Source organism: Nocardioides panzhihuensis (assembly GCF_013408335.1).
GTDB classification, from domain to species: Bacteria; Actinomycetota; Actinomycetes; order Propionibacteriales; family Nocardioidaceae; genus Nocardioides; species Nocardioides panzhihuensis.
Map to the genome: position 1 here is coordinate 2,597,430 of NZ_JACBZR010000001.1, position 20,947 is coordinate 2,618,376.

Annotated in this window: 21 protein-coding genes and 1 riboswitch; of the genes, 14 read left to right on the plus strand and 7 right to left on the minus strand. The window is 70.2% G+C overall.

Translation table 11 applies throughout. The features are described 5' to 3' along the window. Nucleotides 1-20: 20 nt before the first annotated feature. Nucleotides 21-1,058, minus strand: a complete 1,038-nt coding sequence (locus BJ988_RS12330) for an outer membrane protein assembly factor BamB family protein (RefSeq protein ID WP_179658261.1) — start codon at nucleotides 1,056-1,058, stop codon at nucleotides 21-23. 154 nt (nucleotides 1,059-1,212) lie between these two features. Further along, complete coding sequence (locus tag BJ988_RS12335; RefSeq protein ID WP_179658262.1) at nucleotides 1,213-1,998, minus strand: arginase family protein; 786 nt, start codon at nucleotides 1,996-1,998, stop codon at nucleotides 1,213-1,215. A gap of 131 nt (nucleotides 1,999-2,129) precedes the next feature. On the opposite strand from BJ988_RS12335, the gene BJ988_RS12340 reads away from it, so the two are divergent. From BJ988_RS12340 to BJ988_RS12380, 10 genes are all read left to right on the plus strand, one after another. Continuing rightward, nucleotides 2,130-3,140 carry a hypothetical protein gene (locus BJ988_RS12340; RefSeq protein WP_179658263.1) on the plus strand — a complete coding sequence of 337 codons (1,011 nt, stop codon included), beginning with the start codon at nucleotides 2,130-2,132 and terminating at the stop codon, nucleotides 3,138-3,140. Between the two features lie 16 nt (nucleotides 3,141-3,156). Next, entirely contained in the window at nucleotides 3,157-4,311 is a 1,155-nt protein-coding gene (locus BJ988_RS12345; protein WP_246321469.1) for a zinc-binding dehydrogenase, read from the plus strand. A gap of 162 nt (nucleotides 4,312-4,473) precedes the next feature. After that, nucleotides 4,474-5,775 carry a DEAD/DEAH box helicase gene (locus BJ988_RS12350; protein WP_179658264.1) on the plus strand — a complete coding sequence of 434 codons (1,302 nt, stop codon included), beginning with the start codon at nucleotides 4,474-4,476 and terminating at the stop codon, nucleotides 5,773-5,775. A gap of 130 nt (nucleotides 5,776-5,905) precedes the next feature. After that, nucleotides 5,906-7,096, plus strand: coding sequence for an NTF2-like N-terminal transpeptidase domain-containing protein (locus BJ988_RS12355; protein WP_218860807.1), 1,191 nt, complete (start codon nucleotides 5,906-5,908; stop codon nucleotides 7,094-7,096). After that, the gene (locus tag BJ988_RS30980) at nucleotides 7,056-7,523 is read left to right on the plus strand and encodes a penicillin-binding transpeptidase domain-containing protein (protein ID WP_218860809.1); all 468 of its coding nucleotides are present in this window, start codon (nucleotides 7,056-7,058) and stop codon (nucleotides 7,521-7,523) included. The genes BJ988_RS12355 and BJ988_RS30980 overlap by 41 nt, the downstream gene beginning before the upstream one ends. 64 nt (nucleotides 7,524-7,587) lie before the next feature. After that, nucleotides 7,588-8,961: a histidine kinase gene (locus BJ988_RS12360; RefSeq protein ID WP_218860811.1), complete on the plus strand. Its 1,374-nt coding sequence runs from the start codon at nucleotides 7,588-7,590 to the stop codon at nucleotides 8,959-8,961. Continuing rightward, nucleotides 8,958-9,629 carry a response regulator gene (locus BJ988_RS12365; RefSeq protein WP_179658265.1) on the plus strand — a complete coding sequence of 224 codons (672 nt, stop codon included), beginning with the start codon at nucleotides 8,958-8,960 and terminating at the stop codon, nucleotides 9,627-9,629. The genes BJ988_RS12360 and BJ988_RS12365 overlap by 4 nt, the downstream gene beginning before the upstream one ends. Before the next feature lie 101 nt (nucleotides 9,630-9,730). Then, the gene (locus BJ988_RS12370; RefSeq protein ID WP_179658266.1) at nucleotides 9,731-10,612 is read left to right on the plus strand and encodes an ABC transporter ATP-binding protein; all 882 of its coding nucleotides are present in this window, start codon (nucleotides 9,731-9,733) and stop codon (nucleotides 10,610-10,612) included. Next, on the plus strand, nucleotides 10,609-11,781 hold the full coding sequence (locus BJ988_RS12375) for an ABC transporter permease (RefSeq protein ID WP_179658267.1): 1,173 nt from the start codon (nucleotides 10,609-10,611) through the stop codon (nucleotides 11,779-11,781). Before BJ988_RS12370 ends, BJ988_RS12375 begins: the two co-directional genes overlap by 4 nt. Before the next feature lie 168 nt (nucleotides 11,782-11,949). Then, complete coding sequence (locus tag BJ988_RS12380) at nucleotides 11,950-12,843, plus strand: SMP-30/gluconolactonase/LRE family protein (RefSeq protein WP_179658268.1); 894 nt, start codon at nucleotides 11,950-11,952, stop codon at nucleotides 12,841-12,843. Here BJ988_RS12380 and BJ988_RS12385 read toward each other — a convergent pair. The 3 genes from BJ988_RS12385 to BJ988_RS12395 all read right to left on the minus strand — a co-directional run bounded on the left by BJ988_RS12385 (nucleotide 12,840) and on the right by BJ988_RS12395 (nucleotide 15,462). Further along, entirely contained in the window at nucleotides 12,840-13,808 is a 969-nt protein-coding gene (locus BJ988_RS12385) for a lipid kinase (RefSeq protein ID WP_179661468.1), read from the minus strand. The genes BJ988_RS12380 and BJ988_RS12385 overlap by 4 nt on opposite strands. A 92-nt stretch (nucleotides 13,809-13,900) precedes the next feature. After that, on the minus strand, nucleotides 13,901-14,662 hold the full coding sequence (locus tag BJ988_RS12390) for an MOSC domain-containing protein (RefSeq protein ID WP_179658269.1): 762 nt from the start codon (nucleotides 14,660-14,662) through the stop codon (nucleotides 13,901-13,903). Nucleotides 14,663-14,670: 8 nt separating this feature from the next. Beyond that, entirely contained in the window at nucleotides 14,671-15,462 is a 792-nt protein-coding gene (locus tag BJ988_RS12395; RefSeq protein WP_179658270.1) for an isocitrate lyase/PEP mutase family protein, read from the minus strand. A 63-nt stretch (nucleotides 15,463-15,525) separates the two neighbouring features. On the opposite strand from BJ988_RS12395, the gene BJ988_RS12400 reads away from it, so the two are divergent. Next, complete coding sequence (locus tag BJ988_RS12400) at nucleotides 15,526-16,431, plus strand: cation diffusion facilitator family transporter (RefSeq protein WP_179658271.1); 906 nt, start codon at nucleotides 15,526-15,528, stop codon at nucleotides 16,429-16,431. Between the two features lie 8 nt (nucleotides 16,432-16,439). On the opposite strand, the gene BJ988_RS12405 is transcribed toward BJ988_RS12400, so the two are convergent. Both BJ988_RS12405 and BJ988_RS12410 read right to left on the minus strand, forming a co-directional pair. Continuing rightward, on the minus strand, nucleotides 16,440-17,123 hold the full coding sequence (locus tag BJ988_RS12405) for a TetR family transcriptional regulator (protein ID WP_179658272.1): 684 nt from the start codon (nucleotides 17,121-17,123) through the stop codon (nucleotides 16,440-16,442). Between the two features lie 107 nt (nucleotides 17,124-17,230). Next, nucleotides 17,231-17,545: a DMT family transporter gene (locus tag BJ988_RS12410; RefSeq protein WP_179658273.1), complete on the minus strand. Its 315-nt coding sequence runs from the start codon at nucleotides 17,543-17,545 to the stop codon at nucleotides 17,231-17,233. Between the two features lie 11 nt (nucleotides 17,546-17,556). Continuing rightward, nucleotides 17,557-17,623: riboswitch (guanidine-III (ykkC-III) riboswitch) on the minus strand. A 113-nt stretch (nucleotides 17,624-17,736) separates the two neighbouring features. On the opposite strand from BJ988_RS12410, the gene BJ988_RS12415 reads away from it, so the two are divergent. From BJ988_RS12415 to BJ988_RS12425, 3 genes are all read left to right on the plus strand, one after another. Then, a complete protein-coding gene (locus BJ988_RS12415) occupies nucleotides 17,737-18,312 on the plus strand; it encodes a LysR substrate-binding domain-containing protein (protein WP_179658274.1) in 576 nt (191 codons plus the stop codon). Between the two features lie 128 nt (nucleotides 18,313-18,440). Then, nucleotides 18,441-20,123, plus strand: a complete 1,683-nt coding sequence (locus BJ988_RS12420) for a VWA domain-containing protein (RefSeq protein WP_179658275.1) — start codon at nucleotides 18,441-18,443, stop codon at nucleotides 20,121-20,123. Beyond that, nucleotides 20,110-20,934 (plus strand): hypothetical protein, encoded by an 825-nt coding sequence (locus tag BJ988_RS12425; protein WP_179658276.1) that lies wholly within the window; start codon nucleotides 20,110-20,112, stop codon nucleotides 20,932-20,934. The genes BJ988_RS12420 and BJ988_RS12425 overlap by 14 nt, the downstream gene beginning before the upstream one ends. Nucleotides 20,935-20,947 lie beyond the last annotated feature (13 nt).

Genomic DNA, 20,947 nt, shown 5'->3' on the forward strand with positions numbered 1-20,947 from the left:
CGAGCACCACCCGGAGCGACTCACTCATAGCGCCAGACGGTGTGCTCGTCATTGACGAAGATCGCGCCCGCTCCGGCGGCTACCTCCACATCCTGGCCGGGGTCGTCTTCCGTCGCCAGGGACTCGACATCATCGAGCGTGAGCGTCCACTCCGGCTCGTCACTGCCCCATTCCTGGTACCCGATCGTCGCATTCTCGACGGTGTAAACACCCTCGTCGAGGATTTGCGCGACGTCGGCGTATCCGTCCTCGGCCAAGGTGCCTTCGATGTCGTAGAGGCCGCCACTCGACCTCTGCAGCGTCATCTCCTCCCCCTGAACCTCGACAACCTCGACCGCCAGCCACCCGAAGCCTCCTTCGACGATGTCGAGGCTCCCCACCTCGCCCTCCTTGCCGAAGATCGGGAAGGGCGGCTTCGGGCTCACCGACTCACCCGTGGTCTCGTCGTAGGAGTACGGCGGTGAGACTGCGTACCTGTCGCCGGCGACGCTCATCACGTCGCCGGAGGTGTCCTCGGTCCACAGGCTCTTGCCTGACTTCTGGTCGAAGGCGAACAGACTGCCGGACGCCACCAGGACGAGGTCGTCGTTGGCGTGAAGGCGGAGCAGATAGTCCTGTTCCAGACCTTCGGCATGGCCCGCAGGCAGCTCGGTGCTCCACTCCTGCTCGTCGCTGTCCTCGGCGAAACGAGTCAGCTGGTCGCCGTCGAGGACGAAGGTCGCATCGCCGGCGTAGGCGAACTCCTGCCCGGTGATGCTCCAGTCCTCCTCCTTGCTCGTGGGATCGAGCTTCGCCAGCTTGTCCCCGGTGCGGACCATGTAGTCGCCGTCCTCGGCAATGCCGTGGAGACTGACATCTGAATCGGTGTTCTCCCAGACGACCTCGCCGTCGTAGTCGAACACGACATCACCGTTGTCGCTGTCGCTGCCCTCGCTGGAGGCGATGGCGACATACCAGCTCGCTGCGATCAGCTTCTGGTCCTCGTAGACGGTGATGTAGTCGTAGGGGTGTCGCTCGTCGCGCCAGAGCTCCTTGCCGTCCTCGTCGGGGGCGACCACCCCGCGCTCCTCGCCGTCCAGCGTGACCAGGTTGAGCCCCGGCCCCGGATAGACGTGCGAGATCGGTTTGTCGGACTCCCACGACCATGCGCTTGATTCCTGCGAGACTCATCGAGATGTTCGCAACTTCCGGAGGAACGGATTCGACAGGCGGCTACCGCCGATCGACGATCGCTCCTGCCCAGCTCGCGTCCTGGTTGAGCAGTTCGTCCGCAAGGCTTCTTCGCAGGCCATCCGGATCGGGGGCGGCCGGGTCCCAGGTCGCCGCGAGGTCGAAGGCGGCCACCCTTCCGGTGGCCTGCACCCTACGTACGGCCTCCACGACCTGAGCCGCTGACGGGCCGCCGTCGACTGGGAACCGCAGACCCGGCAGGTCGGCCGGGTCGATCACGTCGAGGTCGACGTGGAGTAGGAGCGGGCCGTCGGGAAGGGCACTCTCGTCGAGCTCCACGACGCTGGTGCGGCGGATCTGCGCGGTCTCCAGGTAGGCGGCCTCGGGCTCGTCGAGGTCACGCGCGTCGACGAGGACGAGTCGACTCTCCTGGATCGGCCGGAGGCCGATCTCGTCTGCGACCAGGTCCGGCCGATAGCCCGCCATCATCCGCAACGGCATCCCACCGAGATAGCCGGACGCAGAGGTCTCCATCGTCTGTACGTCCCCGTGCGCGTCGATCCACACGACCGCGGGGTCGATCCCCGCCCGCTGAAGTCCGGCCAGCGTGCCGAGACTGACGCAGCAGCACCCAGACACCACCGTCGGGCTCACCTGGGCGCCAGCCACGCCCTCTGCCACGGCCGAGTAGATCGGCGCCAGCCGCTCCCACCCGTCCGCACCGGCCGGGAGGTCCGCGGTGATGATCGCGTCGGCCCAGTCTGGTGGCAGCTCCTCGGAGAGGGTCGGAAGGAGGTCGTCCTGATGGTAGGGAGCCAGCAGCCGCATGCGACCCAACGTACTTGGTCTGCGCCTCAGCCATGCCGGTATGCGCTGGATCCGGCTCGGTCCGACGCGATGCCGTAGGGGCATGCGACTAGACTTCCGATGCCTCTCGGCGACGTCCCTCCAGTCTCGATGTGAAAGGCCTCGTGCTCCCCACCACCGGCCCCAAGTCCCGTCTCATCGCCCCATCTCGCCGGGTCATCCGGCTGAATCGGCGCACGTCGATCGCTGTCGCGCTCATCACCCTGGGCCTCGGCGCGCTGGCGATGCTGCTCCCGGCCACCGTCATGGCACAGCAGGCCGCCGACCGCTGGAACAGCGGGCAGTGGGCGGAGGTGAGCGTGGTGGAGCGCTGCGAGTTCGACGGCGGCACCGGCGAGATCACCTCCTGCCGCGGCCAGTGGCGCGTCGGCGGCGAGCAGGTCACCGGGAGCATCCACGGCACCCTGCGCGACATCGGCCGCGACCCCGACCCCTCGAAGGCGACCTTCCGGATGTGGGTCGTCGACTCTGACGCCTATGGCGAGCACGCGATCAACCCGTGGCCGGCCCGCATCCTCGGGATGGCCCGCGAACCGGTGCTCTGGGGCGGGATCGCGCTCACCGTGCTCGGACTGGTGGTGCTGCCGACGCGGCGGACGTGGCTGCGTACGCCGGGCGAGGAAGCGCTCAGCGAGGACCTCGGCATCCGGCTGAGCACCCACCCCGCGCATGGACGGGCGTGGCTGGCGGCCACCGGGCTGGTCCTCGGCCCGGCACTCATCGCGCTCGGCGCCTGGGGCGCCACTCGGCCTCGACTGCCGACTGTGCTCGTGCTGGCCGGCTGTCTGGTTGCGCTGGCGGGGCTGATCCTCGGGTTCCGGCTGGTCTGGCTCGGGCTGCGGCGTCCGTTCGCGGTGGATCTCGGGCTCTACGAAGGTGGCCTGGTCCTGGAGTACGCCCGGCACACCGACGTCGTCCTCTGGGAGGACGTGACAAGCATCGACACCGGTGTCGTCGACGAGCGCAAGGCCAACCCACGCATCGACGTCACCCTGCACCTGGTCACCGGCGCCGCGCTACGACTGCCGCGCGTCGACCACCAGCACTCGTTCACCGCCCACCTGCACCGAATCACTGATGACGGGTCGCTGCGGGCCAGCTGAGGTAGCGTCAGCGCCGATGACTCAGATGCGCGCAACGGTGGTCCACGACGGCGAGCTCTCGGTGCGGTCGGTGCCGCGGCCCGAGCCCGGGCCGGGACAGCTGCTGATCAAGGTGCTCCGCGCCGGGATCTGCGGCTCCGACCTGCACGTCCGCGAGCACAGCGACGAGCTCAACGAGGTCGTGACCGAGCTCGGCTACACCACCGCGATGACGCCCGAGCAGGAGATCGTCCTGGGGCACGAGCTCCTGGGCTCGGTCGTGGCCTACGGACCCCAGACACGTGGACGCTGGAAGCCGGGCACCTCGGTGACGGCGCTGCCGGTGCTGCGTACGGACGGGGCGATCCACATGGTCGGCTTCGACGTCGACTCCCCCGGCGGCTTCGCGGAGTACTGCGTCGTCCAGGAGGCGTTCACCTTCCCGGTGCCCGAGGAGGTCGAGCCCGAGCTGGCGGTCTTCACCGAGCCCCTCGCCGTGGCCCTCCATGCCGTACGCCGTGGCGCGGTCTCCGCCCGGCGCCCGGCCGTGGTCATCGGCTGTGGCCCGATCGGCCTGGCCGTCATCTTGATGCTCAAGGCGCAGGGGGTGAAGACGGTCGTCGCCTCCGACCTCTCCCCCGCGCGTCGCGCGCTGGCGGTCGAGTGCGGTGCCGACGTGGTCGTCGACCCGCGCGAGTCCTCGCCCTGGGACGCCTACCGGCAGCGCGGGCCGGTGACATCGCTGCCCGACTACCTGAGCTTCGGGATCGACGCGATGCAGGTCGTACGCCGCATCCCGCTGCTGCCCTGGGAGACCGTGCTGCTCAACGCCGATCGCCTCGGGCAGTCACCGACCGGGCCGGTGGTCTTCGAGTGCGTCGGCGTGCCGGGGATGCTCGAGCAGATCATGACCGCAGCGCCGCTGCACACGCGCGTCGTGGTGGTCGGGGTGTGCATGCAGCCTGACACGATCCGCCCCGCGGTCGCGATCCACAAGGAGATCGACCTGCGGTTCGTCTTCGGCTACGACCCGGCGGAGTTCGCGCGCACGCTCGAGCTGATCGCCGGCGGGAAGGTCGACCCTTCGCCGCTGCACACCGGCACCGTCGGGCTCGACGGCGTCGCACAGGCGTTCTCGGACCTGGCCGACCCGGAGACGCACGCGAAGATCCTCGTCGATCCGTGGGCGTGACCGAGCCCACGCGTCCACGATGCTGGTAGACGGGTCACCTACCGGTAGTATCGGTTTCAACAGCGGCCCGTTCCGGTCTTGCCCCCGGCCGCTCTCGCCGAACTCTGGACTCGGTAACTCATCTATGGCGAGACACCTCGCTTATGAAAAGTTGACTTCTCCTTGTCTCAGCAGAGCTTCAGCGCGCTTGGCGTGCCCGCAGACCTCACCGCCGTCCTCGATCGCCACGGCATCACCTCCCCCACCCCGATCCAGGCCGCGACGCTGCCTGACTCCCTCGCCGGCCGCGATGTGCTCGGCCGTGGACGGACCGGGTCCGGCAAGACGTACGCCTTCCTGCTTCCGCTCGTCGCCCGCCTCGCCGGCGGTCCGAAGGCGAAGTCGGGCAAGCCGCGTGCCCTCATCCTCGCGCCGACCCGTGAGCTCGTCCGCCAGATCGAAGAGGCGCTGCGTCCGCTCGCCGCAGAGGCGGGCCTGAGCATGCAGACCATCTTCGGTGGCGTCGGCCAGAACCCGCAGGTCGTCGGCCTGCGCAAGGGCGCAGACGTCGTGCTCGCCTGCCCCGGCCGCCTCGAGGACCTGATCGCGCAGCGTCACGCCGACCTGTCCTCGATCGAGATCACCGTGCTCGACGAGGCCGACCACATGGCCGACCTCGGCTTCCTGCCCGCCGTGCGCAGGCTGCTGGCGACGACGCCCAAGGGCAGCCAGCGCCTCCTGTTCAGCGCCACGCTCGACAAGGGCGTCAACGTGCTGGTCAAGCAGTTCCTCCAGCAGCCGGTCATCCATGAGGCCGACTCGGCCCAGTCGCCGGTCGCCGAGATGGAGCACCACGTCCTCCACCTCGCCGCCCGCGAGCACCGCATCCCGGTGCTCGCCGACCTGGCCGCCGCGCCGGGCCGCACCGTCGTCTTCACCCGCACCAAGCACGGCGCCAAGGGCCTCGCCCGCCAGCTCGGCCGCGCCGGGATCCCTGCCGTCGAGCTCCACGGCGACCTCTCCCAGAACGCCCGCGTGCGCAACCTGGACGCCTTCCACTCCGGCCGGGCGACCACCCTCGTGGCCACCGACATCGCCGCCCGCGGGATCCACGTCGACGACGTCACCCTCGTGGTCCACGCCGACCCGCCCGCCGAGCACAAGGCCTACCTGCACCGCTCGGGGCGTACGGCCCGCGCCGGCGCCTCCGGCACCGTCGTCACGCTGATGCTGCCCGACCAGGTCAAGGACGTACGCACCATGACCCGAGCCGCTGGGATCAAGCCGACCACCACGCGCCTCGAGGGTCCGAACCACCCGATCCTCATCGAGCTGGCTCCGGGCGAGCGCAACCACCCCGGCCCGTTCGTCCCGGTCGCCGCCCAGCAGCCTCCCCGCCGCCCCGCCGGCGAGGGCACCGGCAACCGGAAGAGCCGCCCCGGCTCGCGCTCGCGCAAGCGTCAGCGCACCACCGGAGCTCGCTGATCCAAGTGATCCGCTGTTCGAGCCGGCGTCGTCACGCACGACGCCGGCTCGAACAGCGGGGATGAGAACAGCCGGGTAACAGTCCGCAGTATCGGTCATGCGGGGCCGGGTATCGCTTTACTCTCCGCCCATGACTCGGAGGGCGGACACCGCCATCATCTGCGGTGGCCTGGCGCTGCTCGTCCTCATGGGCGCGGGGTGGTTCTTCGTCTTCCGGGACACGACGAACACCTACGACCCGGACGAGAGATCGAGCGAGCCGCCGTCGGCCGCCGCGGCGACGAAAGCCGCGCAGGCGTTCCTCGACGGCTGGGCGCGCGACGAGCCGGCCGAGGCCGGGGCGCTCACCGACGCGCCCGACTCCGCGACGGCAACACTCCAGTCGTACGCCGACGACCTCGGTCTCACGAAGATCGCCTTCAAAGGGCTGGCGGTGCGCCGATCCTCGTCGGCCGGCGGCACGACCACCGTCGATTTCGACGTGGTGGCGAACGTGAACGACGGGCGGTGGGCGTACCGGAGCGCGCTCGGTGTCGTCCAGGACGAGGACGGCTACACGGCGGTGCGGTGGGACCACACCGTGCTGCACCCCGAGCTCACGACCGGCCAGTCGCTGGTCGCCGGTGAGCTCACGGACGAGTTCATGACCGTCCGGCCGACCACCGCCGACGGGCGGAAGGGCCTCCAGGACTTCCCGTCGCTGGGCGACATCGCCGGCTCCATCCGGGACAACGCCGACGGCGACGGCGGCAGGCCCGGCCACGGCGTCGCGATCGTCGACTCCGCCGGAGCCCAGGTCAAGACGCTCGCGGTGCTGGCCTCGTCGAAGGCTCCGGCGATCCGTACGACCATCGACGCCCGCCTCCAGGCGGCCGCCGAGAAGGCGCTCAAGAACCCGGTGCTCGGTGGGAAGCCGGCCGGGGTCGTGGCGCTGGACTGGCGCACCGGGCACATCCTGGCGATCGCCTACTCCGGAGACAGCGGCAACATCGCGATCAACGCGGTCAAGGCGCCGGGATCGACGCTGAAGATCGTCTCCGCCGCCGCGCTCTTCGACCTCGCGGGGCTGCACCCCGGCAGCGCCGCCCCGTGCCCCGACTCGGTGCTCGCCAACGGCCAGACCTTCGGCAACGACCCCGGCGTCAGCCCCGACGAGGGCGCCACCATCGCGGAGGCGTTCACGGTCTCGTGCAACACCGCGTTCATCAAGGACGGCTTCAACCACCTGGTCAACGACGGCGACGCCTCCGCGCTCCACCGGGGCGACCGATGTGTTCGGCATGGGATCGTGGTCGATCGGCGGCGGTGTCGGCACGCGTGACCCCTCCATCCCGCCGAATGTCGAGGGCGGCGATCAGGCTGCCCAGTTCATCGGCCAGGGCAAGGTCACCGCCACCCCGCTGTTCATCGCCTCGATCGCCGCGACGGTGGCCAACGGCGGGTTCGAGCAGCCGATCATCAGGAAGAACCAGCCGCAGGCGAAGGCTCCCCGCCCGATCTCCGCACGCACCGCGGGCCACCTGCGGACCATGATGGCGGCCGCGGCCTCCCACGGCTCGGCTGCGCCGCGTGTCGGCGATCTCCCCGGCGTCGGCGCCAAGACCGGCACCGCGGAGGAGGGCGACCACACCAACGGCTGGTTCACGGCGTACGACGACCGCATCGCCGTCGCCGCGCTCGTCGAGGGCGGCAGCTCCGGGGTGGACTCGGCAGGCCATGTCGTACGCGACCTGCTGACCGTCGACTGACCGGCCCCGTGACTCCGACTTCCGACTGAGGACGGCGCCCGTCCCTGGAACTAGGGTTGGCCGGGTGACTGTGCACGACGACGCCGGCTCCTCCGGCCGGCTGGCGACCTTCTTCGCGACCGACGACGACTGGGAGCGGGAGGGTTCCATCTCGGCCGGCGACTGGCTGGTCGGGGTGAGCGTGCTCGCCGCCAGCCTGATCACCCTGGAGCTGATCCGAGGGGTCGGGACGCTCGACTCCAGCGATGCCCCGACCTGGGTCGAGTGGGCAGCGGTGTTCGTCGGCGCAGCGCTGCTGGTCTTCCGGCGGCGCTTCCCGCTCACGGTCGCGCTCCTGGCCGGTCTCCACATGTTCGTCACCGGAGTGTGGCTCCCCATGGTGATGGGTCTGCTGCCCATGCAGATCATCTACTTCGTGGCCTTCTTCGCCGGCGCGGCCTGGGCACGGCGCCGGCGGGACATGGTCGTCGTGATGGGGCTGATCACCCTGTTCATGTTCGCCTGGCTCGCCTGGCAGTTCGCGGTCGGCAGCGGCATCGACGAGTTCCGGGAGGCGACCGCCGACGCGGAAGGCTCCTCGCTGATCGGCCCGGTGGCCGCGTACGTGCTGCTCACCACCGTCATCAACCTGCTCTACTTCGCCGGTGCGATCGTCGGCGGCCAGGTCGCCTGGCGCGGTGCACGGCAGAAGGCCGAGCTCGCCCAGCAGGCCGCGACCATCGCGGCCCAGTCCGGACAGCTCCAGCGGCGCGCCGTGATCGACGAGCGACTGCGCATCGCCCGCGAGCTGCACGACGTCGTCGCCCACCACGTCGCGGTCGTCGGTGTCCAGGCCGCCGCCGGGCGCAAGCTCCTCGAGCGCGGCCGTCCCGACGACATCGAGGGTGCCGCCGAGGCGCTCGGCAACGTCGAGACCTCCGCGCGCGAGGCGGTCACCCAGATGCGGTCGCTGCCCGGCACCCTGCGCGACCCGGTCGGCGACGAGGAAACCGAGAACTCGGCGGAAGTACGCCGCCCCGAACCGCGCCTCGAGGACCTGCCGGCGCTCCTGGACGAGATCAGGGAGGACGGGCTGCGGGTCGACTACGAGGCCGTCGGACCGGTCGACGAGCTGCCCACGCCGCTGGCGCACTCGGTCTACCGCATCGTCCAGGAGGCGCTCGCCAACGTCCGCCGCCACTCCACCGCCGACCGCGCCCAGGTCGTCCTCCGCGTCGACCGTTCGGCGGCGGCGCCGTACGCCGAGGTCGAGATCACCGACAACGGCCGGCCCCGGCACGGCACCTCGGGCAGCGGCCTGGGCCTGCTGGGTGTCCGCGAGCGGGCGGCCATCCGGAAGGCGGAGGTCGACATCGGACCAAGGGCCGTGCAGGGTTACCGGGTGAGGGTGAGGTTCCCGCTCGACTCCCACGTCCTCTCGGCAGGGGCGGCACGATGATCCGCGTGCTGCTCGCCGACGACCAGCAGCTGGTGCGCTCCGGGTTCCGTCTCATCCTCTCGTTGGAGGATGACATCTCGGTGGTCGGCGAGGCCTCCGACGGCGCGGACGCGATCGCCAAGGCACGCGAGCTGCAGCCCGACGTGGTGCTGATGGACGTGCAGATGCCCGGCACCGACGGCATCGAGGCGACGCGTACGGTGGTCACCGAGGGGCAGGCCAAGGTGATCATCCTGACCACCTTCGACCGCGACGACTATCTCTTCGACGCGCTCGCGGCCGGCGCCAGCGGCTTCCTGCTCAAGAACGCCGACCCCGACTCGCTGGCCGAGGCCGTGCGCGCGGCCGCCGACGGTCACGCGCTGCTGGCCCCGGAGGTCACGATGCGGGTGATCGGCCGGGTGAACAGCGACAACGCCCCGGCGGCGGCGAGACCGAAGCCACCCAGAGAGCTCGACCTGCTCACCGCCCGCGAGCGAGAGGTGCTCCTGCTCATCGGCGAGGGGCTGAGCAACAACGAGATCGCCCGCCGGTTGTTCCTGACCGAGGCGACCGTGAAGACGCACGTGTCGGCCTGCCTGGCCAAGCTGCAGCTGCGCGACCGGGTTCAGACGGTGGTCTTCATCCACCGTCACGGGCTGCTGCCCGCAGGCCCGCCCAACAGCTGAGCCCAACGGCTGAGAGCGGGGTCATCCTCACGACGGATCCGCCCGGCGCGGCACTGAAATAGCGTGAGTCTCGAACGTTTCCGACACACAGAGGAGAATCGATGCTCGAGGTCAGCGGGCTGACCCGCCGCTTCGGCGACATGGTCGCCGTCGACGACGTGTCCTTCCCGGTCCCGTCCGGTGGGCTCACCGGGTTCGTGGGCGGCAACGGTGCCGGGAAGACCACCACCATGCGGATGATCATGGGGGTGCTGGCCGCTCACGCCGGCACGGTCTCCTGGCAGGGGCACGAGGTGACCCGTGAGGACCGGCGCCGGTTCGGCTACATGCCCGAGGAGCGCGGCCTCTACCCGAAGCAGCCGATCCTGGAGCAGCTGGTCTACCTGGCCAGGCTCCGCGGCATGAGCGCCGCCGACGCGCGCCGGGAGATCACCGTGCTGCTGGAGCGGTTCGGTCTCGGCGGGCGCACGAAGGACCCGCTGGAGAAGCTGTCCCTCGGCAACCAGCAGCGCGTCCAGATCATCGCCGCGCTCGTCCCGGCTCCGATGGCGCTGGTCCTCGACGAGCCGTTCTCGGGGCTCGATCCCGACGCCATCGACGCGATGGCCGACCTGCTGCGCGAGCACGCTCGCGACGGCGTACCCGTCGTCTTCTCCTCCCACCAGCTCGACCTGGTTGACCGGCTGTGCGACCGCCTCGTGGTCATGGCCCGCGGCCGGGTGGTCGCTCAGGGGACGGGCGAGGAGCTGCGTGCCGAGGCCGCGCTGCGCTACCGGCTCGTGCTCGGCGGCGACGCCGGCTGGGTACGCGACGTACCGGGCCTCCACGTCCGCGACGTCTCCGGTCCCGAGGCCGAGATCGAGATCGTCTCCGACGGCGCCGAGCAGAAGCTGCTCGCCGAGGCCACCGCCCGCGGGAGCGTGCTCGACTTCCACCGCGTCGTACCCCGCCTGTCCGAGATCTACCGGGAGGTCACCGCATGAGGACGCAACCTGTCTGGCAGATCGTCGCGCGCCGCGAGATCGCCGTCCGCGTCACGGACAAGTCGACCATCATCGGCACCGTGATCATGCTCGCCGTGATCGTGGGCGCGCTCGGCTTCGCCGCGTGGAGCGAGAGTCGGGAGAAGACGTACGAGGTCGCCTACTCCTCGACGACGTCACAGGCCATGGTCGAGAACATCGCCGAACGGTCGACCGAGATCGATGAGAAGGTGCACATCGAGCCCGTCGCCGTCGACGACGCGGACGCCGCCGAGCACGCGCTCGAGGAGGAGCAGATCGACGCGTACCTGCATCCGGACGCGGACGGTTGGACTCTGCTCACGCTCGCGGAGGCCGACTCCGAGCTGCGCGGCGTGGTCGAACAGGCGGTCGAGGCGATCGTCCTCACCGGGAACGCCGAAGCGGCTGGCACCAGCGCGGCCGAGCTGACCAAGGGCTCGGCGGTCGCGCTCGACCAGATCGAGGGCGACAGCGAGCTGAGTGCGATCCGCTGGGTGGTCGGGTACGCCCTCGCCATCGTCTTCTACTTCGCCTCGATCATGTTCGGGATGACACTGGCCAACAGCGTCGTGGAGGAGAAGCAGTCGAGGATCGTGGAGATGATCGCCGCGGCCGTGCCGCTGCGCCAGCTGCTGGCCGGCAAGATCATCGGCAACGCCGTCATCGCCGTCGGGCAGATGCTCATCTACGTGGCCGTCGGACTGGTCGGACTGAGCCTGACCGACTTCAGCTTCGCGCTGCCGGCCCTGTCGGGGGCGATCGGGTGGTTCGTCGTCTTCTTCCTGGTCGGCTTCGTGGTGCTCTCCACCCTGTGGGCGGTCGCGGGCGCGCTCGCCTCGCGCACCGAGGACCTGCAGTCCTCCTCCACCCCGATCACGATGCTGCTCATGGTGATGTTCTTCGGCGCCCTCTACCTCGACGGCGTCGGCGAGCGGATCGGCTCCTACATCCCGCCGCTCTCCGCGGTGCTGATGCCGATGCGGCTGGTCGACGGCACCGCCGCCTGGTGGGAGCCGATCATCGCCCTGGCCCTGCTCATCGCCTTCGGCGTTGCCCTCGTACGCCTCGCCGAGCGTCTCTACAGCCGCGCCCTGCTCCAGACCGGCGGCCAGCTCTCCCTCAAGGCCGCCTGGCGCCTGGAGGAGTAGCCGAGACGTCACCCCCGTCGGCCGAGACGTCACTCCGGTCGGCCGAGATGCCACCTCGGTGCCAGCTCGCCCGACGTAAGTGACTTCTCGGCCGACGTACGTGACTTCTCGCCCGACGGGGGTGACTTCTCGGCATGATGGGGGCAGTCGACCAGAGGAGCGTTCGTCGTGGCCCGAGAGATCAGCACCGTTGTGGAGGACCTGCACTACCTGGAGTGCCCGAGGTGGCACCAGGACCGGATCTGGTTCGTGGACTTCTACTCCTACAAGGTCTACTCGGCGCGGGAGGACGGGTCGGACCTCCGGGTCGAGGCGGAGGTGCCGGGGCAGCCGTCCGGGCTGGGCTGGCTCCCCGACGGCCATCTCCTCGTCGTCTCGATGCGCGACCGCCGGATCCTGCGCCGCGAGAGCGACGGCTCGCTGGTCACCCATGCCGACCTCAGCGGCCACGTCGACCACCACCTCAACGACATGGTGGTCGACGATCAGGGCAGGGCGTACGTCGGAAACTTCGGCTTCGACATCATGGCGGGCGCCGACGTGGCCTCGACGGTGCTGCTTCGGGTCGACCCGGACGGGACCGTGGCCGAGGTCGCCGACGACCTGTGGTTCCCCAACGGCAGCGTGATCACCGACGACGGCACGCTCATCGTCGACGAGACCTGCGGCAACCGGATCAGTGCCTTCGACATCGCCGCGGACGGGTCGCTGACCAACCGGCGTATGTGGGCGAAGTTCGGCGAGCTCACCACCCACACCGCGTTCGGGGAGGCGATGGGCGATGCCGTCCTGGCACCCGACGGCTGCTGCCTGGACGCAGAGGGCGCGGTGTGGACCGCCGACGCGGTCTTCGGCCGGCTGGTCAGGGTCGCCGAGGGCGGCGAGATCCTCGAGCAGATCGAGCCGGGCGGTGGCGTCTTCGCCTGCATGCTGGGCGGCAGCGACGGGAAGACGCTGTACGCCTGTGCCGCGCCCGACTTCTTCGAGGAGCCGCGCAAGGCCAACACCGAGGCGCGGCTGCTGGCCATCCGGGTCGACGTGCCCCGAGCCGGTCGCCCTTAGCTCTCCTGGTCCTGGACGTCCGGCGGCGGACCGTCGAGGCGGCCGGCACGGCTGCGGATCGGCACCGCGACATGGAGCGCGTTGCTCTCGAGGGTGAAGTCGGTCGGCGTCTCGGTGAGGATCTCCCCGTCGAGGTTGACCGGCATCGGCTCGTCGGTGGTGATCCGCACCGCCGTGGTGGTCACGTGGTGCACCTGGTCGTGCTCGATGAAGTGGCCGCTCTTCAGCAGCCGCGCGATGGAGACGTGGTCGCGCATGCGGCCGCGGACGATCGCGTAGACGTCGAGCAGGTCGTCGTCCACCGAGGCCGTGGGCGAGACCGTGTTGCCGCCGCCGTAGTGGCGGCCGTTGCCGACCGCGACCTGGAGCAGGTCGTCGAGCTCCACCGTGTCGTGGTCACCGTCGGGGAACTCCAGCCGGGCGGTGAACGGCCGGTGATGACGGTACGCCTGCAGCGTGGCGACCGGATAGGCCGCCGGCCCGATCAGCTTCTTCAGCCGAGGGTCCAGGGCATCGGTCACCGCGACGGAGAGACCGAAGGAGGCGACGTTGAGATAGGTGTGGCCGTTGGCCTTGCCGATGTCGACGTTGATGATCTTTCCCTCGAGCACCTGCTGGATCGCGGTCTCCGGATCCTGGTCCAGCTCGAGCGTGCGGGCGAAGTCGTTGGCGGTGCCGAGCGGCAGCACGGCGAGCACGACGTCGGTCCCGGCGATCCGAGCCGCCGCGGCGCTCACCGAGCCGTCACCGCCGCCGATGACGAGCAGGTCGGGCTGGTCGGCGGCCACCTCGTCCAGCGTGCTCTCCAGCTCCTCCCCCGAGTGGACTGCGTAGGCGCGCACGTCCTCGATCCCCGCATCGCGGAGCATCTTCTCCGACGAGGCCAGCGCGTCCTCTCCACGGCGTGAGCCGGCGTTGACGACGAGGGCGACCTTGACGGAGTCGCGCGACAACAGCGTTTGCATATCCACATTCCGGAGCGTACGCAGGCCCACCTGAATCCGCACCGGCGCGGCTCCCTGCGCGGCTCCCTGCGCGTTGCCCGCCGGGGCCCGGCTCAGCCCACCACCCCGGGTGCGACCACCTCGGCGAAGACCCCGAACGCCGGCTCGCCGGCCCGGTTGAGCGGCCGGTGGGAGGCGAGCGTCTTCAGCAGGCGTACGTCCCGCTCCCCCGTCTCCGGGTGGATGTCGATCACGGCGCACCGCGGGATGGGCACGCCGATCCGGAGTCTCGCCACCCCGACCTGGACCTCCCGGCCGAGCCAGGTGTCCTCGGCATAGGGCTCCTCGGTCTCGACGACCAGGTTCGGCCGGAACCGCGCCGCCGCGAGGGCGGCTTCGTCGCCGACCCGTCGGGCGAGGTCGGCCAGCGACGCCGTGGTCACCATCGACACCGCACCGGCGAAGACGACGTCACCTCGGCGGGCACGGGCCAGCCGCACCGGCCGGCCGAGCCACCGCGAGAACAGCTCCGAGTGGGCTCCGTCGAGCAGCTCGAGCTCGACCTCGCGGCCCCAGTAGTCGCAGATGATGCTCTCTCCGGTCACGACCGGCTCGGCCGAGACGGTCTCGCCGCCCGGCAGCTCGATCTCGAGGCCGCCCCCGGCCACCTCTGCCCGCACCGCGACCAGCGAGGGATGCTGCACGGTCCGCAGCACCCGCCCCCTACTCGGCGCGCTGGTGTCGACCGACACCAGCGCGAACCCGCGGTCCCCGACGACTCCCAGGTCATCGAGCACCAGCCGGTCGTGGGCCAGATGCCTGGTCCCCTTGATCGGCGCGAACCCTGCGCGCACGACCTTCAGCTCATCGGTCACGCCCCCAGTCAACCAGCGCTGCGAAATGCCTTGGCACCCTCGGCCGCCAGCTCCGTGTAACCGGTCGTCCCGCCGCCGAGCAGCTCCTCGGCGGCGCGCTTGACGGCGCCGAGGGCGGCGAAGGCGAACGCGCCGCCCACCGAGATGCGGGCCGCGCCCGCCTCGGCCAGCTCCGGGACCGACGGGCCGCCCGGGAGCAGCAGGACGTTGACCGGGCGGTCGACGGCGCCCACCAGGCGGCGTATGTCCTCGACGGCGACGACCCCCGGCGCGAAGAGGACGTCGGCACCCGCCTCCTGGTAGGCCTGCAGACGGGCGATGGTGTCGTCGAGATCGTCACGGCCGCGGATGTGGTTCTCGGCGCGGGCGGTGAGGACGAAGCCGTCGCCTGCCGCAGCGGCCGCCGCGGCGACCCGCTCGGCGGCCTCCTCGCGGGAGTAGATCGTGTCCTCCTCGACTCCGGCGTAGTCCTCGATCGAACCGCCCGCCAGACCGGTGGCCGCGGCACGCCGGAAGGTCTCCTCGACCTCGGCCGTGGTGGCCGCGAAACCGGCCTCCAGGTCGGCCGAGACCGGCACCTGGACCGCCTCGACCAGCGCGGCCGCGTGCGCGATCACCTCGTCCCGGCTGACCTCGCCGTCGAGCCGCCCGAGGGTCGCGGCGTACCCGCTGCTGGTCGTGGCCAGGGCCTGGAAGCCCAGCGAGGCCAGGACCTTGGCAGAGCCCGCGTCCCAGGCGTTGGGCATCAGCAGCGGTGTGCCTGGCAGGTGCAGCGACAGGAAGTTCTCGGCGAGCGACATGCGGCCACCCTGCCATGGGACGGCGCGGCCGAGAACCTGATTTCCGGCCTAGGATCACTTGACATGGGCCACGATCACGAACACATCTCACCGGCGGCCGACCGGCGCTACCTGATCGCCGCGATGACGCTCCTGGGTGTGTTCCTGATCGGCGAGGTGACGGTCGCGATCCTCGCGAACTCGCTCGCGCTGCTGGCCGACGCCGGCCACATGCTCACCGACATCGGTGCGATCGCGGCAGCGCTGTGGGCGATGCGGCTGGCCTCGCGACCCGCGCACGGGCAGTGGACCTACGGCTGGAAGCGCGCCGAGATCCTCTCCGCCGCACTCAACGGGATCACCCTGCTCGTCTTCGCCGCGGTCGTGGGGGTCGAGGCGGTCAGGCGGCTGATCGACCCGCCCGACGCCGAAGGCCTGCCGATGTTCGTCGTCGCGGTCGTCGGCTGTGGCGTCAACATCGTGGCGGCCGCCCTGATGGCGCGCGCCAACCGCACCTCGCTCAACATCGAGGGCGCCTACCAGCACGTGCTCTCCGACCTCTACGGCTTCATCGGCACCCTCGTCGCCGCGATCGTCATCCTGCTCACCGGCTGGACCCGCGCCGATCCGATGGCCTCGCTCGTGGTGGTCGCCCTGATGACGTACGCCGGTGTCCGACTGCTGCGCGACAGCGGCCGGATCCTGCTCGAGGGTGCGCCGGCGGAGGTCGACGTCGAGGACCTGCGCCGGCATCTGCTCGAGGTCGACGATGTGCTCGAGGTGCACGACCTGCATGCCTGGACCGTCACCTCGGGTCTACCCGCGGTCTCGGCGCACCTGACCCTGCGCCCGGAGTGCTTCGACGACGGCAGCGCACCGAAGGTCCTCGACCGGGTCCAGGCCTGTCTGACCGGACACTTCGACGTCGAGCACTCCACCTTCCAGCTCGAGCCCGAGACTCATCTGGCCCACGAGCCGGGGATGCACTAGGAGCAGATCTAAGCCCGCGCCAGCGCCGTGAGGGCCGCCCCGCGTGCCTGCTCGATCGCGTCCTCGGCGATCCCGCACAGCCGCAGGCAGGCCGAGGCGATCGTCGCGACGGTCGTGCTGCCGACCCGGTCCTCCCGACGGAGGCTGACGACGCTCTCGACCATCTGCACGAGGAGCTCACCGAGCCCCGGCTCGCCGCTGCTCGCAGAGATCCGCTCCCCCGCCGCCCGCTGCGCCACCCGTCCGTAGCCGGCGACGAGGTCACCGCGGAGATGGTCGTAGCGGTCGTAGACGGGTGAGGCGATGACGTCGGGGAGGCGGTAGAGCATGCCGATGTTGTGGGGCATCGCGACCAGGCCGCTCATGTCGCTGACGGCGAGGGCGTACAGGCCCACCTCGGGAGTCACGGACCCCAGCTCGGCCTCGATCTTCCCGGCCTGCTCGACCCGCTCCTGGACCGAGCGCTCCAGCAGCACAGCGAGGATCTCCTCCTTGCTGCCGAAGTGGTAGTAGATCGACGCCTGCCTCAGCCCGGCACCGTCCGCGATCTCGCGGGTGGTGGTGCCGGCATAGCCGCGGCCCACGAAGAGCTCCGCGGCGGCAGCGAGGATCTGATCTCGAGGGTTCGCCGCAACCTTGCCCGGGAGCAGCCGTGGGCGGCCGCGACCCGGACGCGGCGAGATCTGTGACACCGTGGCATCGCCTTTTTCTGTCGTACGATAGATAAGATGGGAGAGCGCAAGTTTCGCACTCATATCGAAAGAGTCAAGCGTCAGGCCACGTGTCCGGGCACGAACTCTCAGTGAGTGACCTTGAGGCCGATGACACAGCCGACGAGAGCGACGATCAGCATGACGCGTACGGCGCTGATCGACTCGGCTCCGGTGGCCATCGAGTAGCCGACGGTGAGCGCCGCGCCGATGCCCACCCAGACCGCGTACGCTGTGCCGATCGGCAGCGTGCGCATGGCCAGTGCGAGCCCTGCCAGGCTGCCAACGAGAGCGACGCCGAAGACCACCGACGGGACCAACCGCGAGAAGCCCTCGGTACGACCCAGGGCGAGCGCCCACACAGCCTCGAGGACGCCTGATCCAACAAGAAAAATCCAAGACATGACCAACTCCAGACGGCCGTCTTGTCGCGCCTCCGGGTACGGCTCCCTCGTCCGGCAGCCAGTCTCGGCTGACGTCTTCGACACTAGCAAAACTGTCACTCGATAGAAACTTCTCGCAGCAGGAGAACGCTGCGTTCTTCATCACGGGACTCAGCGCCGATCGTTGGGCCTGATGATGGGATGATGCGGTAGTGACATTCACCGTCGGCTTCGTCACCGGAGCCACCCCCGACAAGTGGGCCAGGATCTGGCGTGACCGCAGCCGCGAGCGACTCGAGCTCGTCCCGGTCGCCGAGGAGGATCAGGAGCGGCTGCTGCGTGCCGGCGAGCTCGACATGTGCCTCGTACGTCTCCCTGTGGACCGCGAGGGCCTGCACTGCATCCCGCTCTACGAGGAGCAGCCGGTCGCCGTGATGGGCCACGAGCACCTGCTCTCCCTGCTCGAGGAGGTCACCCTCGATGACCTCGCCGAGGAGCAGCTGGTCATCCCCGAGCGCGGCGGCTGGACGCCGAGCGCCGAGCAGCTGGCGTGGCCGTCGATGACCGAGAAGGACGCCGTCGAGACGGTCGCCGCCGGCACCGGGGTGGCGATCGTGCCGCTGTCGATCGCCCGGCTGTTCCACCGCAAGGACGCCGTCTTCCGGCCCGTAGTCGGCATCGAGCCCACGACCGTCGGCCTCGCCTGGCTGATCGACAACGACGACGAGCGGGTGCAGACCTTCATCGGCATCGTCCGCGGCCGCTCGCGGAACTCCTCCCGCGGCTGAGGGCCCGACCCCGGCAAATGCCAGATGAACGCCCGGCGACATCTGGACCGGCCAGCCTCATTCCACCCAGCGCGGCTGGTGCTCGTCCCTAGACTCTGCCCGATCAAGACAGAAGGCAGGCTTCTCAGGTGAACCGCACGGGGTGGACGACCGTCGTCGCAGGCGGTCTGGGACTGGTGCTGCTGGGGTGGTTCCTGGTCGCCAACGTGCTCCCGGACGGCTCCGGACCTGGCAGGCTGCCGGACACGGTGACGCTGAAGGTCGCGGCCGGCTCCGAGCTCGACGACGTCCTGTGCGCCGGCGGCACCAGCCAGGCCGAGGAGTCGACCGGCACCCCGGTCCGCTGCAAGCCCGGTGCGCTCGTGGAGCGGCTCCGGGAGGAGACCAACGTCCTCCTCGAGCCGGAGTTCATCGGCACGCTCGAGGCCGCCGACGCCATCGTCGCCGACCGAGACCGCTACGACGCTGCCTGGTTCGCCTCCGACGACTACCTGCGCCTCGCGCTGGCAGCGAAGGGCACCGACGAGCTGACCTCCTCCGACCCGATCATGCGCTCGCCGGTGGCGCTGGGCGTGCACCACGGGGTCGCTGCCCGGCTGGGCTGGACCGACGACGCCGAGGTCTCGTGGGAGGAGATCGCCCGGCGCGCCGCCGACGGCGAGCTCGGGTTCCTGATGACCAGCCCCGCCTCCTCCAACTCCGGCCTGTCCACGCTCGCCGGAGTGGCCACCGCCTTCGACGCCGATCCACCGCTGCAGAGCGAAGACGTCGGCGTGGTCCAGGACGACGTACGCCAGCTCTTCAGCGGCCAGCTCGGCCGCGCGGCCAGCTCGGGATGGCTCTCGGACAAGTTTCGCGAGAACCCGACGGCCTACGACGCGATCTTCAACTACGAGTCGGAGCTGCTGGCGCTCTCGAAGCAGGTCGAGGATCTCGACATCGTCTACCCCAGCGACGGCACCACCGAGGCGACCTACCCGCTCACCCTCGTCGACCCCGAGAAGCAGAAGGCCTACGAGACGGCGGTCGCGTGGCTGCGTACGGCAGAGGTGCAGGAGGAGCTGAGCTCCATCAGCGGCCGCCGCCCAGGTCTGACGAGCGTGGATCCGTCCGCGGGCGTGCCCAACAACGAGGTCAAGGCGCTCCCGCTCCCCGACGACCTCGGCACGATCGACGAGCTGATCTTCACCTACTTCGACGAGTTCGCACCCAAGACCCGGACGACCTACCTCCTCGACACCTCCGCATCGATGGACGAGATCAAGATGAACCAGCTGCGCCGGGCCTTCGAGGGGCTGGCCGGCGACGACACCTCGATCAGCGGCCAGTTCAAACGCTTCCGCAAGGGCGAGCGGCTCGCGGTCTACACCTACGCCGACGAGGCCGCGCCGCTCGGGGACGTCGTCGTCGAGGACCAGCCGGAGCGGGACCCGGCGCTCAACGACCTCATCGACCGCGTCGGCGACCTGACCGGCCACGGCGGCACCGCCTACTACGACGCCATCGACGCGGCGTACGGCGCCATCAAGGCCTCGTCCGAAGAAGGCGTCACCACCTCGGTCGTGCTGATGACCGACGGTGAGCAGAACGGCGGGCAGTCCTATGCCCAGCTCAGCAAGAAGTACGAGTCGGCCTACCGCGATCTCGGGGTGCCGCTCTACGTGGTGCTCGTCGGCGATGCGGCCACCTCGGCCGACCCGAGTCTCGAGCAGCTGGTGAGCTTCGCCGAGCACACCGGCGGCCGTGACGTGGTCGCCAAGGACGCCGCCGACCTACGCAAGATCTTCCAGGAGATCCGTGACTACCAGTAAGCCCGCGTCGACGCTCTCCAGGATCATCAACTCCGGCTGGACCACCGCCGGAGCGCTCGCGTCCCTTCCCTTGGCCGGCGCAGCCGTGGCGACGAGCGCATGGGGCTGGGCGGCCGGCGCGGTCGGCGCGCTCACCGTCGGCGCCGGCACCGCAGCCATTGCCCACCGCCCCGAGAAGCTCGCAACCGAGCCACCACCTCGCGGGATCGAAGGCCGGCCGATCCACACCTACTACTTCCTCTCCGAGACCCGCATCGCGATGCTGCACGCACAGCTCTTCCGCGGCGAGGTCGGCAACGTCCTCCGCGAGGTCGTCAGAAGCTCGTCCGGCAGCGCCGAGGCCGGGCTCGACGTGCCGCCGGTCAAGGCGGTCACCAAGTACGTGCGCGACGTCGCCAGGAAGTACGCCGAGGAGGCTCGGCCCACCCGCGAGACCCTGATCGGCGATGTGCTGGCCGAGTTGCAGCAGCGGGGCCTGCTGCACGAGCCCGACGACGAGCTCGACCGGGTGGCCGCGCTGGTCGCCCAGACCGCGTCCGATGACCAGTTCCTCCAGTTCACCGTCGCCGGAAAGGACGTGCGGCAGGCGATCCTCGCGGTGCCGCCGCCCGCCGCCGACGGGCCCGACAACACCGGGACGCTGGTGCAGGAGAGCCACGGGCTCACCATCACCATGCACGTCGGCAGTCGCGGGAAGCAGGAGGACTTCGACGAGCTGAAGCACCGTGACAACGTGGTCGTGGTCGGCGTGCTCCGCAATCTCAGCACCGCCGACCGGACCGCGACCGTCCGCGTGATCGCCGTCTACTGAGCCCCAAGTCGAA